Annotated in this window: 22 protein-coding genes; 18 read left to right on the forward strand and 4 right to left on the reverse strand. The window is 37.0% G+C overall.

Features of this window, described 5'->3' with window-relative positions:
- The first annotated feature begins 26 nt into the window (after nucleotides 1-26).
- The 6 genes from ACERII_RS21855 (at nucleotide 27) to ACERII_RS21880 (ending at nucleotide 4,737) form a co-directional block, all read left to right on the forward strand.
- Nucleotides 27-446, forward strand: a complete 420-nt coding sequence (locus ACERII_RS21855; protein WP_373645093.1) for a DUF3995 domain-containing protein — start codon at nucleotides 27-29, stop codon at nucleotides 444-446.
- Nucleotides 447-625: 179 nt separating this feature from the next.
- Nucleotides 626-913, forward strand: coding sequence for a hypothetical protein (locus ACERII_RS21860; RefSeq protein WP_373645094.1), 288 nt, complete (start codon nucleotides 626-628; stop codon nucleotides 911-913).
- Between the two features lie 436 nt (nucleotides 914-1,349).
- Nucleotides 1,350-2,030, forward strand: a complete 681-nt coding sequence (locus ACERII_RS21865) for a response regulator transcription factor (protein WP_373645095.1) — start codon at nucleotides 1,350-1,352, stop codon at nucleotides 2,028-2,030.
- 82 nt (nucleotides 2,031-2,112) lie between these two features.
- Nucleotides 2,113-3,036 carry an ABC transporter ATP-binding protein gene (locus tag ACERII_RS21870; RefSeq protein ID WP_373645096.1) on the forward strand — a complete coding sequence of 308 codons (924 nt, stop codon included), beginning with the start codon at nucleotides 2,113-2,115 and terminating at the stop codon, nucleotides 3,034-3,036.
- Nucleotides 3,029-3,829 (forward strand): hypothetical protein, encoded by an 801-nt coding sequence (locus ACERII_RS21875; RefSeq protein ID WP_373645097.1) that lies wholly within the window; start codon nucleotides 3,029-3,031, stop codon nucleotides 3,827-3,829. The genes ACERII_RS21870 and ACERII_RS21875 overlap by 8 nt, the downstream gene beginning before the upstream one ends.
- 17 nt (nucleotides 3,830-3,846) lie before the next feature.
- On the forward strand, nucleotides 3,847-4,737 hold the full coding sequence (locus ACERII_RS21880) for a sensor histidine kinase (protein ID WP_373645098.1): 891 nt from the start codon (nucleotides 3,847-3,849) through the stop codon (nucleotides 4,735-4,737).
- A 112-nt stretch (nucleotides 4,738-4,849) separates the two neighbouring features.
- On the opposite strand, the gene ACERII_RS21885 is transcribed toward ACERII_RS21880, so the two are convergent.
- A complete protein-coding gene (locus ACERII_RS21885; RefSeq protein WP_373645099.1) occupies nucleotides 4,850-5,080 on the reverse strand; it encodes a helix-turn-helix transcriptional regulator in 231 nt (76 codons plus the stop codon).
- A 457-nt stretch (nucleotides 5,081-5,537) separates the two neighbouring features.
- The gene (locus tag ACERII_RS21890; protein ID WP_373645100.1) at nucleotides 5,538-7,274 is read right to left on the reverse strand and encodes an ABC transporter ATP-binding protein; all 1,737 of its coding nucleotides are present in this window, start codon (nucleotides 7,272-7,274) and stop codon (nucleotides 5,538-5,540) included.
- Between the two features lie 439 nt (nucleotides 7,275-7,713).
- Here ACERII_RS21890 and ACERII_RS21895 point away from each other — a divergent pair, with 439 nt between their 5' ends.
- Nucleotides 7,714-8,313: a hypothetical protein gene (locus ACERII_RS21895; protein ID WP_373645101.1), complete on the forward strand. Its 600-nt coding sequence runs from the start codon at nucleotides 7,714-7,716 to the stop codon at nucleotides 8,311-8,313.
- Nucleotides 8,314-8,555: 242 nt separating this feature from the next.
- Here the strand turns inward: ACERII_RS21895 and ACERII_RS21900 are convergent, their stop codons facing one another.
- On the reverse strand, nucleotides 8,556-9,266 hold the full coding sequence (locus ACERII_RS21900) for an SIMPL domain-containing protein (protein ID WP_373645102.1): 711 nt from the start codon (nucleotides 9,264-9,266) through the stop codon (nucleotides 8,556-8,558).
- Between the two features lie 288 nt (nucleotides 9,267-9,554).
- Between ACERII_RS21900 and ACERII_RS21905 the strand changes: the two genes are divergently transcribed.
- The 8 genes from ACERII_RS21905 to ACERII_RS21940 all read left to right on the forward strand — a co-directional run bounded on the left by ACERII_RS21905 (nucleotide 9,555) and on the right by ACERII_RS21940 (nucleotide 16,787).
- A complete protein-coding gene (locus ACERII_RS21905) occupies nucleotides 9,555-11,054 on the forward strand; it encodes a phytoene desaturase family protein (protein ID WP_373645103.1) in 1,500 nt (499 codons plus the stop codon).
- A gap of 399 nt (nucleotides 11,055-11,453) precedes the next feature.
- Entirely contained in the window at nucleotides 11,454-11,555 is a 102-nt protein-coding gene (locus ACERII_RS21910; protein ID WP_373645104.1) for a YjcZ family sporulation protein, read from the forward strand.
- A gap of 102 nt (nucleotides 11,556-11,657) precedes the next feature.
- The gene (locus ACERII_RS21915) at nucleotides 11,658-11,780 is read left to right on the forward strand and encodes a YjcZ family sporulation protein (RefSeq protein ID WP_373645105.1); all 123 of its coding nucleotides are present in this window, start codon (nucleotides 11,658-11,660) and stop codon (nucleotides 11,778-11,780) included.
- Nucleotides 11,781-12,044: 264 nt separating this feature from the next.
- The gene (locus ACERII_RS21920) at nucleotides 12,045-12,629 is read left to right on the forward strand and encodes a TetR/AcrR family transcriptional regulator (RefSeq protein WP_373645106.1); all 585 of its coding nucleotides are present in this window, start codon (nucleotides 12,045-12,047) and stop codon (nucleotides 12,627-12,629) included.
- Nucleotides 12,630-12,689: 60 nt separating this feature from the next.
- The gene (locus ACERII_RS21925; protein WP_373645107.1) at nucleotides 12,690-13,244 is read left to right on the forward strand and encodes a hypothetical protein; all 555 of its coding nucleotides are present in this window, start codon (nucleotides 12,690-12,692) and stop codon (nucleotides 13,242-13,244) included.
- A complete protein-coding gene (locus ACERII_RS21930) occupies nucleotides 13,234-13,821 on the forward strand; it encodes a GNAT family N-acetyltransferase (RefSeq protein ID WP_373645108.1) in 588 nt (195 codons plus the stop codon). The genes ACERII_RS21925 and ACERII_RS21930 overlap by 11 nt, the downstream gene beginning before the upstream one ends.
- Before the next feature lie 625 nt (nucleotides 13,822-14,446).
- Nucleotides 14,447-15,865, forward strand: a complete 1,419-nt coding sequence (locus tag ACERII_RS21935; RefSeq protein WP_373645109.1) for a family 43 glycosylhydrolase — start codon at nucleotides 14,447-14,449, stop codon at nucleotides 15,863-15,865.
- 184 nt (nucleotides 15,866-16,049) lie between these two features.
- Complete coding sequence (locus ACERII_RS21940; protein ID WP_373645110.1) at nucleotides 16,050-16,787, forward strand: sulfite exporter TauE/SafE family protein; 738 nt, start codon at nucleotides 16,050-16,052, stop codon at nucleotides 16,785-16,787.
- Between the two features lie 181 nt (nucleotides 16,788-16,968).
- On the opposite strand, the gene ACERII_RS21945 is transcribed toward ACERII_RS21940, so the two are convergent.
- Nucleotides 16,969-17,739 (reverse strand): sterol desaturase family protein, encoded by a 771-nt coding sequence (locus tag ACERII_RS21945; protein ID WP_373645111.1) that lies wholly within the window; start codon nucleotides 17,737-17,739, stop codon nucleotides 16,969-16,971.
- 197 nt (nucleotides 17,740-17,936) lie between these two features.
- On the opposite strand from ACERII_RS21945, the gene ACERII_RS21950 reads away from it, so the two are divergent.
- The 3 genes from ACERII_RS21950 to ACERII_RS21960 all read left to right on the forward strand — a co-directional run bounded on the left by ACERII_RS21950 (nucleotide 17,937) and on the right by ACERII_RS21960 (nucleotide 19,679).
- On the forward strand, nucleotides 17,937-18,500 hold the full coding sequence (locus ACERII_RS21950; protein WP_373645112.1) for a LysM peptidoglycan-binding domain-containing protein: 564 nt from the start codon (nucleotides 17,937-17,939) through the stop codon (nucleotides 18,498-18,500).
- Between the two features lie 275 nt (nucleotides 18,501-18,775).
- Nucleotides 18,776-19,219, forward strand: coding sequence for a VOC family protein (locus tag ACERII_RS21955; RefSeq protein ID WP_373645113.1), 444 nt, complete (start codon nucleotides 18,776-18,778; stop codon nucleotides 19,217-19,219).
- Entirely contained in the window at nucleotides 19,167-19,679 is a 513-nt protein-coding gene (locus ACERII_RS21960) for an SRPBCC domain-containing protein (protein ID WP_373645114.1), read from the forward strand. The genes ACERII_RS21955 and ACERII_RS21960 overlap by 53 nt, the downstream gene beginning before the upstream one ends.
- The last annotated feature ends 485 nt before the right edge of the window (nucleotides 19,680-20,164 follow it).

Consider the following 20,164-nt stretch of genomic DNA (forward strand, 5'->3'; position numbering starts at 1 on the left):
CAGATAAAAATAAGGAGGGTGAGATTATGTTGCCATTTTTCGTTTACTCTTCAGTAGCAATGCTAACATTGATTAGTTTTATTCATTTTTATTGGATATTTGGAGGAAGATGGGGGATCAATGCTGCAGTACCCGAAAAAGTGGGTGGTCGTTATTTGTTTGCTCCTAGGATCATCGAGACTCTTATTGTTGCGCTAGGGTTATTATTCGTTGGATATATGTTACTAGTGCAATTCAATGCCATTCCTTTCTTTCAACCGAATGTATGGACGAAAACAATTTGTATACTATTTACCATTGTCTTCTTTTTAAGAGCAATTGGTGACTTTAAATATCTCGGTTTTTTTAAGAGAATAAAACATACTACATTCGCTAAGTATGATACTAAATACTATTGTCCTCTATGCCTTTATTTCGGAACTTCCTTTTTGCTTGTGTGGTTATAGTTTTTATCCACATAGATCAGTTAAGACAAAGCGTGAAGTTGGTAGTCCTGATTAGTGGGTCAGAGATTATGGATTAGCGAGAGCTAGTTTGTTTGAAAAATCGACTAGGCACCAGTATATTGTACTACCCCAGTGCGGTATTTGCTTTAATGTGGGGAGGGAGATACTTTATTTAGCTTTTGGAAGCACCGAGAACCGTCCCCAGTGCTTCCTTAAATAGTGAATGGATTGACCTTTCTATTGATGAACATCATGTTAGAAAAGAGGTTCTTTACCATTTAAGAAGAGAAAACCACATTACCCGTAGAATAAGTCGTTATTTAGGTGAGAAAAGCATTGAGGAGAGAGAGTTAAATAATGTAATTAGAGAAACAACACATGAGGAACTAATGACGAGTATAGAAGAGACTTATGAAGAGCTATTGAAGGAGATTGAAAGGGAATATAGAGAGGGAGTAGATCAATAAAAGAGTTTTGGTCGTAGAAATGAATATGAATATCATCCATGATGAACAGGGAACATTATCGATTAAGTTTATGGAGATTTTTCCTTACTTCTTGCAGCGCTTGTCTTGTTCAAGGAACAGGTCAATGATCGTAATCTATAGCTCGATTATCTTAAAGATAGTTTTTTTCAATAGTTTATGTAAATGTTAACTAGACCATGGAAAACTTGTATTATAAAATATGATATGTATAGATATATAGGTTATAGGTATGGGAAGAATGGAACGTATGGTATTTGCTTACCTGTTATTACCCCTCTTACTATAATGAATATCTTGGGTGAATACAATATTGTATTTTTAAAGGAAAGGAGAAAATACTGTATCTTGTAAAAAAGGCGGATGCAGTTTGAAGTAAAGTGCAAGGTGTGCCTGCGCTTCTTCTAGGGTAGAGCGAATGGAAAAAATACTAATTATTGAGGATAATGTAGATGTAAGCAAATTGTTAGCAGAGACTTTAGAAAGTGAAGGGTATCAAGTGAGTACGGTACTTGATGGGATGGATGGTTTATATGAAGCACAATGTAATCAATACAATTTGATTTTATTGGATATCATGCTTCCATATAAAAGTGGTGAGGAAATCTTAAAAGAAATTCGATCTCAACATGACATTCCGATTATTATTATATCTGCAAAAAGTATGGTCACTACTAAGGTTGACTTATTGCGTTTAGGTGCGGATGATTATATAACTAAGCCATTTAACCTAGACGAAGTTGCAGCTCGTGTTATGACTAATCTGCGTCATTATAATAGCCAGAAAAAACGAAAAAATATATTGAAATATAGAGATTTGGAATTAGATTTGACGAAAAAACAATTGACTATATCCGGGGTGGAAATAGAGCTTACGGGCAAGGAATATTTTATTATGGAATTATTCTTGCGTAATCCTGAAAAGGTATATTCTAAAAGTAACATTTATGAATCTTTATGGAATCAAGATTACATTGGAGATGATAATGCGGTGAAAACGCATATCAGTAATTTGCGAAATAAATTAAAAACTATTAACTCAGAAGTAGACTATGTAGAAACAGTCTGGGGGTTAGGATATCGCTTGTATAAGGTTTAAGTGAAAAATTCTTAAACCTTTTTTTATTTCTTCACCTTTTCTTAACTTTTAGTGATTATAGTTAAATTCGAGGTGATGGTGAATGGCAGATTACATATTAAAAATAAAGGAATTAACAAAGACATATCGTCAGGTGGATGCATTACGCAACGTATCCATTACATTATACCCTGGAAAAATATACGGCCTCATTGGAAGTAATGGGGCGGGTAAAAGTACGTTAATGAGTGTCATTGCGGGCCTTACCTTTCCTACATCAGGTAGTATAGAGCTTTTTGGGAAAGATAATGCTCGAGCAATTCAAGCAGAACGTAAAAGAATAGGATGCATGATAGAGTCACCAAGTCTAAATATGAGTTTATCTGCTAAGGAGAACATTAGGTACCATAGAATTTTGCGGGGTATATCTAATGTAGAACTTGAGGATGAACTAATTGAGTTAGTTGGATTGGGAGATACAGGGAAGAAACAGGTGAAAGATTTTTCACTTGGAATGAAACAGAGATTAGGAATTGCTGTCTCATTGATTAACAATCCTGAGTTACTGATCTTAGATGAGCCAATTAACGGGCTTGATCCATTAGGTGTTAAGGAAATAAGAATATTACTTAAGAAGTTATGTGAAGAACAACATATAACTGTTCTTATTTCCAGTCATAATTTACCGGAGTTATATCAGGTAGCAACAGATTATATTATTATCCATGATGGTGAGATTAAACAAACCTTGACTCTCGGAGAACTAGAGAATAAATGTCAGAGACATATCCTTATTGAATGCGAAAAGCCAGAGGATCTATTAGTATTATTTGAAAACGAGTTAGGCACAACGAATTATAAGATAATGCCTGATAAGACTATCAAATTATATGATTATGTTGATAATAAGAGAAAAGTAGCCACTAAAATTTTTGAGAATGGGATTATTACAACCAATTTTTCAGTTGAGGGAGATACATTAGAAAATTATTTTATTTCTGTTATTGGGGGAGAAAAGAATGATTAATATCATTCAGGCAGATCTATATAAATTTAAAAAGTCAAAATCTATAAAAATTCTGTTTTTAATTATGTGTGCTGCCGCTGCTAGTGTGACATTCGTGTCGTACTTAGTGGCACAAGGAACGATAGGTATGGAAATAAGTGGGCCCATTTCAGGGTTAAGTGATGTTATGACAATAGCAATTATCGGACCGTTTTTAGCAGGGATATATATATGTAGTGATTTTAGCAATAAATCGATCAATGATACTATCTCTTCTTGTGGTATGGGGAGAGGAGTTGTTATTATAAGTAAAGCGATTGTTTTTTATTTTCTAGTACTTCTTATGATATTACCCTACGCAGTAGTTACGGTCATTGCATTTACCACGGGAGCAGAGTTTGCAGAACCGTTTTCACCATCTGTATTTCTCCATATACTAGCAAATCAGACGGATTTAAGTTTAACTGGAGCAGTAATTGGCAAAATGCTTGTGATAATGTTTGTTATGATGCTAGCTTATGCATCACAAATGAGTATAGCTATCATACTAGCTTTTGTTATTAGAAAGACCTCTTTCGTAATATTCATAGGCTTCGGGATTATTTTAGTATTACAAATCCTAGGAGGAATAGGAACAGAGATCTCTGCTATAGAAAACATTCTTTCCATAACCCCTTTTTCGGTAAATAATCAGGTGCTAGCAATGGATGCAGAAGTAAGTGATATAGTAAAAGCGATCGGTGTCTGTCTATTATTTATGGTTTGGATGCTTAGCATAGCTAATGGAGTATTTAAAAAGTCAGAAATCAAATAAATGGAAGGCGGATACTATTGAAGATTGTAGTTGTTGTACTGATAGTAATAATTATTGTATTAGTCATCTATATCGGACTTATGCAACTACAAGTGCATAAAATAAATATGCAACTTGAAAAACGATTAAGAGAAAATACCCGTCAGCCTGTAAGTATTGAATTAATCAATAAAGACATCAATAGATTAACTGCTAACATAAATAAGTACCTTAAGGTGGAGGAACATCTTCGCCTTAAGGGAATACGAGAAGATAAGATGTTCAGGGAATTAATTGTTAATATTTCACATGATTTGCGCACACCACTTACAGCTGTTAAGGGTTATCAGCAGTTGATGAAGAAAGAACAGTTGTCTCAAGAACAAAGGAAAAGGCTGGAAATCGTAGAAAAACACACAGGAGATCTAGAGATGCTAATTCAACATTTTTTCGAATATTCATACCTAACAAATGCAGAGCCACAGATTGATCTAGAACGAACAAATCTTAATAGTCTTGTAGGCGATAGTCTTGTTACTTTTATTCCTTATTTGGAAGAGAAAGATTTGTCCCTACGACTAATAGAATCACAATCGATCTTTGTACTAGCTGATAAACAATTAGTTAAAAGAATTATAACGAACCTTATACAAAATTGTATTCAACATTCGAAAGGAGTTATTGTGGTAAGTTTACTAGTGGAAGAGAGTGCTGTCATTTCCTTTAAAAATCCTGTAAAGGATCTACCACATACTGAAGAGGCGCTGCTGTTTGAACGTTTCTATACTGGTGACAAAGCTAGGACTAAGTCAGGTGGACTTGGTTTGGCTATCGTAAAACTGCTTGCTGAGCAGATGGGAGGGAGCACCCAAGCAATTATTGAGGATCATACATTAGATATCCGCGTTAGTTTACCACTATACAAATAAGTAATCAGGGGTCATGTTTATAACAATCTCAAGCTTAGCTCATAAATGTTGATAAACCAATGTTTTTGAGTTTTTTTTGACACATATAAAAACAATAATTGTGCATTCTTTTTCATAGAAACCACTCCTGCTCAGTATAAGGTAGACTGTACTGTGAGAGCATCAGCCAGATTAATTCTCTACGGCTATTAACACTTGTCTTTAAGAAAATCGACTTCAGATGATCTTGTACAGTATAGGTTGAAATAACTAAGCTTTCGGCAAATTCCTTAGTGGAATAGCCTCGTAGGAGTCTTACTATCAATTGTTTCTCACGTGAAGATAGTCCATAACAGTTTATCAATAAATCTAGGACTTCTTGAGGTTTGGCAATTTCAATAATGATTGCATACTCCGTAGTGTTCTGTTACAACACCAGTAGATAGAAGAGTGTTAGGATCAGTCTGTTTGGGCAAGTGTCAACATAGAATCAATAAACTCTCCATATTATGTGATTCACTATTAAGGACACTCCATAAGTGGGCCAGCCTTATCTATTTTTTATATATCAAGCCTCTATTTGTATATTCAAAAAGATAGCTGTCGAGGGAGCCTTGCATTTTTAATAGTTAAGAAAATTAGAAATTAGGTAGAGGGCTTAGAGATTGTAGCGTGTAAAGAGAGTCGGAGTGAAATCTGAATGACAGCAGTGAAAATAATAGATTAGCTATAGATGGAGAAAACCCGATCCAATAGATGATCTATCCTGTTATGGGATCGAGTTTTTATATGGCATAAATCAACCTTAAATTATGTTTCACTTACGTTAGTTGTTGTTCTGCAAATTCACGATATAGTTCATGGGATTTTACTAATTCTTGGTGAGTGCCTATCCCAGTTACTTCGCCTTTTTCGATAAAAATAATGTTATCGGCATTAACAATAGTAGATAATCGATGGGCAATGACAAAGGTCGTTCGTCCTTCCATGAGTCTACTGAGTGCTTGTTGAACGATGCCTTCTGATTGGCTATCAAGGCTTGCTGTTGCTTCATCCATCATGAGTATTTTAGGATCTCGTAAAAAAGCACGGGCGATAGCAATTCGCTGCCTTTGGCCACCAGATACCTTTACTCCCCGTTCTCCGACCTCTGTATCCAGTTTTTGAGGGAACTCTTGAATAAATTGATCAGCATAAGCCATTTTTGCAACTTCCCACAATCGTTCGTCAGAAATAGAATCTGAACTTTCTAATCCATAGCAAAGGTTTTCTCTAATTGTTCCAGCCATCATAGGGCTGTCCTGGGATACATAACCAATTTGTGTACGCCAAGACTCCATGGACAAGTCCTTAATTGGAGTTGATCCAATCAGAATCTCTCCAGAGGTAGGTTCATAAAAACGTTCGATAAGACCAAAAAGTGTTGTTTTCCCACCACCACTAGGACCAGCAAAAGCAATCATTTGACCGGGATGTACATCAAAGGAAACATTTTTTAATACAGGATCTTCCTTACTATAGGCGAAGGATAAATTCGAAACATGAATAGGTTGATTGGCTATATTTACCTTTAGTCCATCTTGTCCTTCCTCAACATGCAGCTCTAGAATTTCAATAATCCGTTCTGTAGCCCCCTTCGCTTTTTGAAGTTGGGTAAAGAACATGGCGAAGGATGTAATGGGAAAAATTATTTGGAAAAGATAAAGTAGAAAGGCAACAAGAGCTCCAGTTGACATGGATCCCTCTGCCACTCGAATTCCGCCATAGCCAATGATAATGACAATTACAAACATTATAACGGTATATATTAGTGGACCAATAATAGCAAAGATACGTGCTTCTCTTAAGCCGAAGCTTAGCAGCTTCCTAACGCCTGTTAAACCTTTGTTTTCTTCTTCTTTTTCTGCATTGGATGCTTTCATTAAGCGTATTTCCGCTAATGTCTGTTGAACACTACCAGTGAAGGTCGCTGTTTCATCTTGTAACCCACGAGAAATTTTGGCCATCTTGGAACCTAGTGGAATCATGATTATTGCAGTAACTGGAACGGATATTAACATTAATAATGTCATTTTCCAATCCATAACTAACAAAATAATCACTGCACCAATAATCGTGATTATTCCGGTAATGAATTGAGGAAAATGCTGTGAAATCAAATCCTTTACAATTCCTGTATCGTTCACAACACGACTCACTGATTCGCCACTTTTGTTTTTGTCAAAGTAACTCACAGGCAAGCGGATGAGCTTAAACCACATCATCTCGCGTAATCTTGCAACACTTTTTTGCCCCACATAAGCAAGTAAATAGGTGGAAACTCCATCAATCAATGCTTGGACGATAAATACAGACCCAATTGCAATGAGGAGGACGATATTTATAGATTCCATAGAGAATCCGTCGACCATCTCCTTTGTTAATAGCGGAATAGTAAGACCAACTAATGTTGTAATGAGACTACCTAATAGCCCAAACGTTAATGCGAGTTTAGGTAATTTTGTCGATAGAATTAGTCTTATAAATGGTTTTATTCCGTTTTTTTGTTTTATGTCCATATATCTAGCTCCTTTAAAACTTTATTGTATGAGGATGGATAATTTTTTCTGGAAGAAATAAAAAATGTTCTCTTAAATATATTACCTTATGTTTAGCGATTTACCAGTATGAAGTGCGTCAAACAGTCTATTAATCCATGGATGTTAACGATATCTTCAGTTTGGTCGCTTTCCTGCTGTCTTCCTATATTTAACCGAATGCAAAAGATTCCATTGTTTTATGTAACAATGCGAGTATAATGAGAGGAAGGATGTCATTTCATGACCAGAAAAATCAATAATTAGGAAATTATAGGATGTTATTTTTCCTATTACGGGATAATGTCTTTAAGGCTAAAGGCTTATGGGGGAATACTACTGAGGTTGCTTCAGTCAGGACCAGAAACTGTCTAAAATGAAATGAGAAGATTCAAAAAAAACATATATAGGAGAATGTATGATGAGCGAACATAAAATATATATACTCCTAACGCGTACAGGAACAGTTCTATCGAGAATGATCCAACTCTACACAAGAAAAAATTATAACCATGCATCTATATGTTTTGATTCATCTTTCTTAGAGGTTTATAGTTTTGGAAGGAAGGTTCCTAGAAACCCATTTATCGGTGGGTTTGTGAAAGAGGATATTCGTGCAAGTTTCTTTAGTCAAGCAAGGTGCGCCGTCTATAGCTACACCGTTACAGATGATGAGTTGCAAAGAATGATAACTTATATAAGAAAAATAGAGGACGAAAAAGATCGTTATCGTTATAATTTATTAGGGTTGTTTGCTATCACAGTGAATAAACAAATTGATAGAAAGTACGCTTTCTTTTGCTCGCAATTTATCGCAACAGTTTTACAAGAGTGCGAGGTTATGAAGTTTAACAAACCCCTTTCCCATGTGACTCCTTACGATCTAGTGGAAGGAACGAACGTTCAACTGGAATATCAAGGAACACTAGCAAACTTCTATAAAAAAATCGATTTAGAAACCAATAGAAGTGTTGGTATACCTCATGGAGAGTGGCAACCAGTATTGGAAAGAATGTCATAGTTACAGACGATAAGTGCCTGCCCCAAAAAACGTAGAAATGTTTTACGTGTTAAGGGGGCAGGCATTTTGTTCAAAGATAAGTATTCATTTTTGGACTTAGAAAGTTGTCTAGCTCCAGGCGCCCTCTCAGGTCCTCGTGTCAAATAACCTGGCCGATTAAAAAGTAAAAAGCACTTTTTATGTCTAGCTACATCCGCATTTCGCCGGGAGACAGGATGTCGACATGACGCCTTGCGCTTTTCTTATGAGTACGTAAAAGTCATTTCAACGATGGCTTTGACTTGGAGTGTTCCTGGCTGGATTGGAACTCCTTCTGCAGCGGAAAGGTCCATCGTCCGGAAAGGGATAATATCTGGCTGAATTATTTCTTCTATTTTTGTTGGAGTTGCATCAAGGTTAACATCAACACTAGAAGCAATAGACTCTGCTTTTGTTTTCCCATCATTTACAGCAGAAATTAATGCATGCTGGTATAGTGTAGAGAAGTTTTTAATGGAAAACTGGATGTTTCTAATCGTATTGGCACCTGCGGAAACCGCAGCATCGGTAATCCTTCCAGCCATGTTTATATCCGTTAGTATAATGGTAAGTATATGATTAACTTGATAGCCACGAAATGTTTGCTTTCCGTCAATATAGTCATATTGAGGGTCCATCCGATATTCCACTGTTTGCATGTCATCTTCCGAAATTCCAATGTTTTTTAAGGTTTCTATCACTGTAGAAATACGACGTGAATTCTCTTGTTGTGCTTCCCCTAGAGACGAAGCTTCCGTAATAGCGCCGAGGCTTATCGTTACAGTATCAGGTGGACTTGTCATTATTGCTTCACCACGCACCACTATCTTCCCATCTTTATAAGGATTTGCAAGTGTACTTGGCTGCTGACCTGAGTCCTTATTTTTTGATGGGGCTTGGTAGTAATGCTGTTGGTTATAAGGATTGGTATACATATGGGAACCTTCCTTCTTACTATAAATTTATCATATATATATGCCTATTGTAGGGATAGGTTCGTGTAATTAGTTGTTGGAACAATTCGTGAAAGGACATAGATAACCTTTAGCCTAGGGAGCTGCTCTGGTAAAAATCGATACAATTACTATGTTTCTAACTTCCAACCTACTATGTGAAAGAACGGATCCATATCCTTTTCATTTTGTATAGGAGCTGTATAATAATAATACAGATTATTTAAAGTGGAGTATTTTTACTTTTAGGTTATATCGGAGGTCTGTTCCATGAAGCGGGTCGGGATTTTAGGTGCTGGTATTGGAAGTTTAGTGGCTGCGGCGTATTTGAGTATGCACGGTTATCGAGTAACCATCCTGGAGAAAGCTACGACTGTTGGGGGCAGTGCAGGTTATTATTTTAAAGACAAACGAACCTTCCCAACTGGTGCAACGATTGCGTTTGGACTAGAACAGGACGGTCTGTTAAAGGAACTGCTGGATGAGTTGAAGATTGCCGTGCCTTGCTCTGTTATGGATCATCCAATGGATGTTGTCTTATCTGATCGGATGGTGTCTATTTGGTTGGAGCAGAGCAAATGGGAGAAGGAGCTAGCTCGTGCTTTCCCAGAGAAAAAAGAGCAAGTGTTGAGCTTCTGGTCTGAACTAGCCACAATAGGGGAGGATGTCTATCTTTTTACAAAAAGAAAAATAGCCTTTCCCTTAAGGGGTTATCAACTACATTCTTTAATCAGGTTCTGTTTTCAACATCCGTTAAGGACGTTGCGATTGGGAAAAAATAGTCTCAGGACCGTTTATGATTTAGTAAAAAAACACAAGTTAGATCGCTATCCCATTTTTCATGAATTTTTAAATGCGCAGCTAGTGGATGCGGCCCAAACCTCGATTCATAAAGCTGCTTTGTTACCATCTTCGTTAGCTTTAGACATCTATCGAAGAGGAAGTTTTTCCATTCCTGGTGGGTTTGCTACCATCGTAAAAAGGTTGGAAGAGAAGATAAAGGAAAAGGGAGAGATACTCAAGAAAACGGAGGCTCTCCATATAAACTATCATAAAGATACTAAGTGGACGGTAGATACGAAAAAAGAGATGTTTACGTTTGATGTTTTACTTAATGGGATAGGAAAAGAGTTGAAGAACGGGGAGGAAGTGTCGAAGAGGAAAGAAACGTTAGAAACTCCAACTCCAGGTTGGGGCGCTCTCCGTGTGGATGCAATTGTTTCAAGTGACATTAAAAAAGACATAGAGAATCGTGTAGGCAAGGTGCATTTGCCATTTGCATTTCAAATAGTTCCATCAAGAGAGAATGCAAAACTATTTGGGGATGAGCATGGACCAGTGTATGTTACTTTGCATCCTTCTCGAATTTCCTCTGGAGAAGTGGTCCAAGAGGAAGTTCTACTAACAGCCTCCGTTCACACACCTGTATCCAAGTGGATAGATCTAACAAAAAAGGAATATATTCTGCAAAAGGAATTGCTTGAAGGCGCAATGTATCAGGAGATAGAGCGAGTAGTTCCATCCTTTAAGAAGAATGTCATTAACACGTACACAGGAACACCAAAAACGTATGAAAGATATACTGGAAAAACGCAGGTTGGAGGCTTTCCTATGACGGTTCTTCAATCTATTGTTCGACCGAGTGGGAGCAAAGGTACACATCCCCATTATTATGTAGCTGGAGAAACAGTATTCCCAGGACCAGGCACATTATCAGCTGCTTTAAGTGGCTATTTTGCAGCAGAAGCTATCCTGCGTATGGAAAAATAACAATCGCAGTGAAACCAGCAGTATAGTAATGAACTGGAGGAGTCTTCAAAGGAGAAAAGGGCACATTTAAGCCCTTTTCAATGGAGGGAAACTTTAGCCACACGGTCAGCAGGGGTACTATACAAAAACATTCTACTTTGTATAGATAATGTAATATATTAAAAATACCTACTATTTGCTTGTATCATAAACTATTTTTTATAAAAAAAGAAAAAACAGTAAAACTTCCATGATAGCAACCGACTTTCCGGTACAAACCACTTTCGATTTTTCAACTATAAGCACATTTTTCAAAAACTAGGGTTCGTCCTATACGAAATGTTCCTCTCTTGCATAAGTTGGGAGTGAGGATGATTGAAGAAGATTTCCTCAAATTTATGTATGAAGGAGGTTTTTGTTTTGACACACAAACATCACGGAACTGGTGCGTTCGCTTTTGTCGTGGTAATTTTCGTATTGCTAGTCATTATCGGTGCTGTAGTGGCTACACCTTACTACTAAATGGAATGATCAGCGGAAAAGGGAGCAATCCTCATTTTTATTAGAGGGAGCTCCCTCCATTTAGTGTTGTAGGTAGTTCATAATCGGGAAGGAGTGAATACCATGTCTTACTATCCTGGGTATGAGTCTGGATGCTACCCTCATGGTGGTTATCAAACAGGCTTTGCTTTAGTGCTAGTGCTGTTTATCCTTTTAGTCATCATTGGAGCAGTACTTGTTTGGTAATTAGATTAGTAACGTTTGTAGAGGGGAACCAGTACCTTGGTATTGGTTCCTCTTTTTATCTATCGCTAAGGGGAGAAACGGTACCTGACCTGACACGATGTTCTTTTCAAAATGAACAAAGACAATCTCTACCACTTACTTTATCGGCTTTTTTCGTCATCATCAAGAGTCTCTCCTAGAAAGTATTTTAAAAACGCTTGAAGTTGACCGGTCGGACAGTTAGTGTTAAAGTGGAAATAAGTAACATGTAGAAGGATGGTTGAAATGACACAAGATCGAAGAATTAATAAGGGAAATGAAACTAAAGAACGCATTCTTACTGCAGCTATGAGAATCATTTCCGAAGAAGGCATCGAGGGAGTGAGCGCCAAAAAAATAGCTGACCGTTCAGGAATTAGTAAGAGCAATATTTTCCACCATTTTGGATCTGTAGAGGAAGTTTTACATGTGATTTTTGAGAACCTACTTGCTTATCTAGTGGAACCAGTGAAATCACATCAAGGCCCTGACTTAGAAGCGTTTCTCCTTTTCCTTGGGGAAAGTATCTACTTATTAAATGAAGAAGAAATATTATCATATTCTGTTTTGCTAAATTTTTATAACACTAGCTTACACAACGAAAAATATAGAGCCTATTTACTAATGACTAAGAATGAAATGATTGATGCCATTGCTACACAATTAATGCGCTATAGTTCTCAAAGTAAAGAAAAACTCTTAAAAATTTCCGAAATGATCATTATGACATTAGATGGTTATGGTCTCCATTTTTTACTAGACTCTGATAAAGATATATGTAAAGAAAGTTGGACTTTACAAGTAGAAACATGGAAGTTTTTATTAAAGTAAGTATCTGCCATGTTTTAACGCTATAAAATTGACCGTTCGGACGGTCAGAAAGGGTGTTCTATGATTAAAATTCCACATTTTTTTCATGAAATTCTAGGTGAATTTCAGACAAAATCATCCTTAGTTGTTATTGCTCTTTTTGTACTTGTTTCTGGTTTTGTAATAGGTATTATAGGCTTTGATGATTGGAAAAGTTTATCTTTAATAAAACAAATCGTCACGTGGTTTTTGTTCTTAGATATCTCAGGAGGAGTTGTAGCAAACTTAACAAGGGGAACCGATATGTTTTATGATCGGTATCCAATGAAAAGATGGATCTTTATAGCCATCCACATTCAACCAATTATCCTTACATGGTCAATGGGAATTCCAATTCATTATGGTGCTATGATTTGTATCTACACTTTAAGTAGTGCAGCGCTTCTAAATTTAATTAGAGACTACTCCATACATCACCTTTTAGCTGGTAGCTTAACAGGTTTAGGCTTGATCATAGTGGTTTATTTGAGTGAAACTGCGCCTTTTTTTGCTTCTACTTTATTCATTTTTTATGTTTTTAAGGTGTTATATAGCTTTTCCGTCTTTCACCATAGGGGGGAACAAAATGCTGATTAATGAAACTCATATATCCTTACTATCTCAAGCATTTGAGAAAGATCCTATGTTTGTTCATCTTTTCTCAAACAGGAAAGACAAAGACCAATCAAAAGTTTTAATTAGATTTATCATGAAGCGAAATCGCTTACTAGATGGTTTAATCCTTACCGATCATGCTAAAGAACCTAGTTGTGTGGCTATTGTGGATCGACCAGTGAATCTTAAGCGTATTTCTATAATGTCTAAGATTAGATTAAATATAGAGATGTTTAAATTGATATTTCAGCTACCCCTACATGTGCTTAGATTCTTAACTAAGTATCAAAAACAAACATTTTCTAGTGCACCAAATGAGCCCCATTACTATTTGACCATGATTGGCGTAGAACCTGTCTCTCAAGGAAAGGGCATCGGTTCAAAGGTTTTAAGAGAGGTTCATAACATTGCTGAATCATCTCAACCTTCCTATCCTATTGCACTAGATACAGAAAATCGGGAGAATGTCGATTATTACAGAAGTTTTGGGTATGAGCTGAAGGAAACTATAATAATCGATGGCATAAAGGTATATTGTATGACTCGGCCTGCTGAATAAATTAAATATTCACAATCTGTCACAAGCGTTGCAATGACTTGTTTCTTCTGTTTTTCTCCATCAAGTTCTAGTTCGACAATAAAACACTTTGCTCCGCATTTCATCGAGTACGCCTCCTCTGTTTCAATATGAAGCTTTGCCAATGTACCAATGTAGTAATTCTTTATCGGTCTTGGTATGGAATCCTGTGTAGGTATACTGACGAAATCAGCAGAGGATTTCTTTGAAGTATTAGATAAAGGTGACTATTTTCTACTATCTTTTTATGGTGACAGTGCGGTAGGTATGGGGTTTTAAGATAGTGATGAAATATGTGAAAATAAGTAGATAAACAAACGAAGGTGTATAGTGAATTTATGAGTTGCATTACTGCAGCTCTTTTTTTTACTTTCATTCTGTTCTGGAAAGGGTGTTTAAAATATAAATGGCAGGAGCCTTCAAGAAAGAATGTGCAAAAGACTCGGATGCGTTAAAAGTTTATTTGGAGAAGTAATTATTGTATAATATTTATAGTTTTGTGACTCGTTGTCTCAATTATGAAAGCGATTACAATGAGGTTGCTTGCTGAACTAATAGAACCTGCACTCTGGTTGCTATGGTAAACAATGAAGATGAGGTGTTGATAATGATACAACAAGAGAAACAAGGATTGAATCCATACCTTCCGTCGTGGGAGTACATTCCCGATGCGGAACCATATGTCTTCAATGGTAGAGTCTATATCTACGGCTCCCATGACCGTTTTAATGGACATGTATTTTGTTTAAACGATTATGTATGCTGGTCGGCATCAGTAGATAATCTAGGTGATTGGCGATACGAAGGTGTGATTTACAAGAAAACAGATGATCCCTTAAATCCTTCTGGAAATATGTGTCTCTATGCGCCTGACGTCACGGTTGGACCAGATGGAAGGTATTATTTGTACTATGTTTTAGATAAAGTTTCCGTTGTATCCGTAGCGGTTTGCGATACACCAGCAGGGAAATATGAGTTCTATGGATATGTTCATTATGCAGATGGAACACGTCTCGGGGAAAGGGAAGGAGATCAGCCGCAGTTTGATCCTGGCCTACTGACCGAAGGGGAAAAAACATATCTGTATACTGGCTTTTGTGCAAAGGGAGATACATCAAGAAAAGGAGCGATGGCCACCGTTCTCGGACCAGATATGCTAACTATTTTAGAAGAACCAGTATTTATTGCCCCAAGTGAACCATATAGTGCAGGCAGTAGTTTTGAAGGACATGAGTTTTTTGAGGCACCATCCATGAGAAAGGTCCATGATACGTATTATCTAATTTATTCTTCGATTGCAATGCATGAACTGTGTTATGCTACTAGCCAACATCCAACAAAAGGGTTTGAGTACAAGGGTGTTATTGTGAGCAATAATGATCTTCATATTGATTCATATAAACCAGGGGATAAACCAATGTTTTATGGTGGAAATAACCATGGTAGCATCATTGAAGTGAATGGAAACTGGTACATTTTTTATCACAGGCATACAAATGGATCAAGCTTCAGCCGTCAAGGATGCATAGAGAAAATTGACATCCTAGAGGATGGATCAATCCCACAGGTCGAAATGACATCCAGTGGTTCCAATGATGGAGCTCTTATTGGACGTGGAGAGTATCCTGCATATCTTGCATGTAATCTTTTCTGTAAGGATGATGCAGTTTATACAGGTGAGTTATGGATGGACAGCCAATTCCCTAAGATTACCCAGGATGGAAAAGATGGCGATGAGGAAATCGGCTATATTTCTAATATGCAAGATTCTGCTACTGCTGGGTTTAAGTATTTTGATTGTAAGGATATAAAGAATGTAAAAATTAAGGTGAGAGGATATTGTAAGGGTGTATTTGAGGTGAAAACATCATGGGATGGTGTTACTTTAGCGGAAATACCAGTTGACTTTACGAATGTTTGGACGGAATACTCTACTCCCATCGAGATCCCTAATGGAATACAGGCACTATACTTTACCTATAAAGGAGATGGCAGCGCTAGCTTAGCTTCCTTTACTCTTGAATAGAATTGGAATAATTACTACGGCGATAATAAAATAGTGATTTTAAATGCCTGATCCCAACGCGGTAAATCTATTCAGTGGTTGGGTATCAGGCACTTTTGTGTCCTTTTCCGAAAAAAATGACGAATTGTGTTAGAATAAATGGAAAACAAATTGCCATTTATACACTAGAAAGGTTCGTTCATCGATGATAATAGAATTAGTAATTATATTTTTCATCTTACTTTTTGGCAGTTTTGTCCAAGGAGTCAGTGGTTTTGGTTTTGGGCTCATAGCCATGAGCATGTTGCCATTCTTTTTTACTGTAAAAGAAAGTACACTTCTCGTTATATCTTTAGCACTAGTACTATCCACAAGTATCGCTTTACAAATGTTCAAGCATATTCAATGGCGGTCTCTTATTGTTATTTTAGGGGCGGCTATCGTTGGGCGGATAGGGGGGTTCTATATTCTCCACCACTACGGTGAGATGGACATCTTGAGAGTGTTCCTTGGTGTGTTCTTAGTTTTGGTTGTTATCTATTTGTTCTTAAGTAAACCGCCGAAGCCAGATACAATAGTGAATGAAACTTGGCTTCCTATCCTACTCGGATTTTCAGGGGGGCTTATTGGAGGTATCTTTGCGGTAGGAGGTCCATTTTTTGTTTTCTTTTTTCTACTGCTCTATCATGACAATAAGTATACATATAGTGCCAACTTACAAGTGACATTTGTGGTTACTGCCGTGATTACTGTAGTCTTACACGGTACAAGTGGAGATTTTTCCATGGAGTTTTTGAGTTATTTTCTTGTAGGATTAATTAGTGTTTTGCTTGGATCACGGATAGGAGTCCATTTCTTTAAGAAACTTTCTCAAAACAATATTAAAAAAATCGCGGGAGTGATAGTGGCCATAGCAGCTTTAAATTTGATTATATTTGGGTAAGGTTGCATATCCGACTATAACTAGGTAAATCAGCCAGTTAGATAAAAAACGATAGGTGCCTGATCTCCAGAGAGTTTATACACTACTCGCTGGGGATTAGGCACTATTTTTCTATCTTGGATAAATGTATTCTTAATAAAGAGATTTGCACGACAAAGATTCATCATTAGATGGCTTAAAACTACTTTCCTATATGTTTATGGAAACCCTCCTCTGTTTTTCCAAAATCAGAGGGATACCTAGGGGACAGGGTTCCAAATAGGCGATCCCAGATGATGGTGTAGAAGCCGTAGTTGTAGTGTTCTTGCTGATGATGCTGCGCATGATAGGTACTTGTTGAAATCCATTTTAAAATGGGATGTTTCACCCATGAATTTGGAAATGGCTCCACTCCAAGATGGCCAATCAGACCGAATACAACATTGAGAAATAGATAGCCAGATATGCCAATCCAGGAAGCGGGATAAATGGTTAATACAATAATCCATAGTAGTCCAAAACCTAAGTTTTCAAGAGGGTTTAGTGCAAACAAAGTGATGGGTCTTGGATCTTCATAACGATGGTGGGTACGATGGATGAGCGGATAGACTATTTTTAGATGCGCTAATCTATGGAAGACATACATGGCAAAATCCATAATTAGAAGTAAAAAGAGTATATCAATCCAGTCAAAGAAGCCAAAGCTTGTGCTTAAGACAATGACATCATTTTTCCATAAATAATAGCCGAGGATAGTCACGGCGGTATTAAGAAAAACGGACAACAATGCTAAATAAATTTCAGATGGACGTGAGGTTATGAGAGATGCAATCCGTCTTTTGTAAAACCATTGAACAATTTTATTTCCAACAACAATGCAGCTCAATAAAATGATGAAGTTTAATAGAAGCAAAAAAGGTATGACGATTGCCCAAGAAGCATCTATTAACCAGTTTAGAAAGGGTTCGAACATCATTTTCCCTCCTTGTGTACGATTGTTAATATTTGAATATTCTTAAGTTTATTCAACCATTTCAGTAATGTCAATCTAACTGGAAAAGTACTTGCCTTAGAGGTGAATTTTTTTGTTTTTTTTGTTGAAAGATGTTTAACTTTCACGAAAAAAGGAATGGCATTACTATACCGTTACTATTAAAGGAGGAGATAATGATGAAAAAAACAACCAAAATTTTAGCACCTGTCGTAGGAATTGGATTAGTTTTTGGAACTGCAGGTGTATCAGCGAATTCCTCGGTAACAGTAGAGCCAGGTGATACCTATTGGGGAATCTCGCAAGGGTATGATAATGTGTCCGTAGATGATATTGTGGAAGCGAATGATTATGCTCCAGATGCCCTACCGATTGGAGCAGAAATTAACATTCCAGTCGAAGGGGAGAATGGTTCAGATGTAGTAACACACGTTGTTCAACCTGGTAATACACTATCTGGAATTGCTGCCGAATATGATGGTGTATCAGTGGATGATTTATTCCAATTAAACCCAGAAGTTGACCCGTATGCGCTGCAAATCGGTTCAGAAATTAATGTCGTTGACTATGATAGAGAAGCAGGCGAAGATTACCTCTATCACACCGTTCAACCAGGTAACACTTTCAATGAAATTGCTAGTGTTTACGATGGTGTAACAGTGGACATGCTAGTCGATGCTAATCCAGATGTGGATCCGTATGAACTGACTATCGGATCGCAGGTAGTAATACCATTAAGATAAGGGAAATGACACTAATAATATGGAGTATGGGAACAATTCGTTCTCATGCTCCTTTTGCAATTTTATAGGTTACTGTGCTGAACCTCCAGTGCTTGCAATTTTTACTGCAGTTGGCTAAGGTTGTTAGTACCTAAAGCGAAAAAACTATTATGCGTAGGTGGTCCCAAAAACAATCAATCAAATCAGACTACTGATATTAATATTGAATTTACGCTACTATAATAGATAGACTTGGGTAAAGATGAGATAAGAATATGTAGGAAGGAGTTGTCGGTATGGTCGGAGTAGAGTTGGATATGGTTGTGACAGATAGCTTAAAAGCATTGGAAATATACGGAAATATATTTGATATTGAGCGTTTGGAGGTTTCAAACCTTCCTCGTGGTGAAAATGAGGTAGTATTTACTTTATTCGGAGTTCGTTTTCATTTGTTAGATGAGAACCCAGAATTCCATTTGATCGCACCAAGTCCTGACGACCCTAAAACAAGCTGGGTGAATGTGACTGTTCCAGACATTGAGAAGACCTATGCCAAGGCTATGGATTTAGAGTGTATGGAGATACAACCGGTTACTGATATTCCAAGTCATGGAGTGTCAAACGCCATATTCATGGACCCATTTGGTTATATATGGATGCTTCACCAAGTACATAAAGAGGTTAGTCATGAAGAACGTATACAGCATTGGGAGGAAAAAAGAGGTAACAGTGATGAGTAGTTTTGGCAGTCTTCATGAAAAACAGGGAAGACACGTTTTGGTATTTGAACGAAAATATTCATTTAGTCCTGAAGAAGTTTTTCGTTGTATAACAGAGCCTACTTATTTCACACAGTGGTATCCTTTTGCTACTGGAGATATGGACTTTCGTGTTGGTGGAAAATTAACGTTCAATGATGGTGAAGGAACAAAGTATGAGGCGGTTATTACCGAATTAAATCCTCCATTTACCTTTTGTTTTAGGGAAGTGGAGGATTTAATAGAAATAAGAATTTCTGCATCCGTTCAAGGTTGCACCATGACATTTAGTCATACGTTTGATGATCGAGCAATGGCGATATATACAGCTACAGGGTGGCATAGATGCTTGGATGTTCTTGGTCAGTTAATTCATGGTCGCATAGTAAAGTGGGAAGATAATGCACTTGAATTACGTGAATACTATAAAGAAAAGTTTTGATAGAAATGGAAGTATTTTTAGAGTTGTCACGGATTAGTGGTAGCGGTCTAGTGTAAGAAGATGGGGGAACATGACTCTAACGGGTTCCGTATCCTATCGCAAAATCGTAAAATGCAAATAAAATTGTACACTAATTTGTACCTATATTTGTAACTTAATTTGTGGAAATTCAATATAAAAAGCTCGGTTTACACATCTGTGGACCGAGCATTTTTATTCGTTTTTTTATTTCCTTGTGTCACAAATGCATACGTTTGTTCAATAAACCACTCCTTATTCATGATTCAACCTTACCCATCCATAAAAGACTGGAGTAATTCGGACCAATGAGAGAATCAGCAACATAGGTTGATATAATAAGGGTAGAAACCTCCCTTAATTAGGAAATCGCACCTAAAATAGTGAAAATAGATGGAAAAATTCCCGCTATTTACTTGATACACATGATAATTTTGACTTCTGTGTAAGCTTAAAGGGAAAACTTC

The sequence above is a fragment of the Evansella sp. AB-rgal1 genome (assembly GCF_041820985.1).
Classification (GTDB): domain Bacteria; phylum Bacillota; class Bacilli; order Bacillales; family Salisediminibacteriaceae; genus Evansella.